Raw genomic sequence first — 439 nt, 5'->3', positions numbered from 1 at the left:
GCCGCAGGGGCTCATTGGCCGGATGGAGTACCGCAGCGACCTGTTCGACGCGGCCACGGTCGAACGGATGATGGGACAGCTGCGCGTCCTGATCGAAGCGGCGCTGGATGCGCCGGAGTCGCGCGTGTTCGACCTCCCGCTGATGACGGCGGAGGAGCGGCGGCGCGTCCTGGTGGAGTGGAACGACACGGCCCGCGACTTCCCTCGGGAGCTGCCCGTGCATGCGTTCTTCTCGATGCAGGCAGGCGAGACGCCCAGCGCGGTCGCGGTCACCTCGGGCGAGCAACGCCTCACGTATGCCGAGGTGGAGGCGCGCGCGAATCAGCTCGCGAGGCACCTGGGGAGTCTGGGCGTGCGACCGGGTGGTCGCGTGGGTTTGTGCGTGGAGCGCTCGCCAGACCTCATCGTGGGCATGCTGGGCATCCTCAAGGCGGGCGCG

1 protein-coding gene is annotated in these 439 nt (G+C 70.2%); it reads left to right on the top strand.

Annotation, left to right across the window (positions count from 1 at the left end; genetic code table 11):
• On the top strand, positions 1-439 hold a 439-nt coding region (locus tag JGU66_36225), incomplete at both ends, for an AMP-binding protein (GenBank protein ID MBJ6766223.1).

It is taken from the genome of Myxococcaceae bacterium JPH2 (assembly GCA_016458225.1).
In the GTDB taxonomy this organism is placed as follows: Bacteria; Myxococcota; Myxococcia; order Myxococcales; family Myxococcaceae; genus Citreicoccus.
Note: the sequence above shows the minus strand (reverse complement) of the source record. Positions and strands in the feature narration are given on the sequence as shown.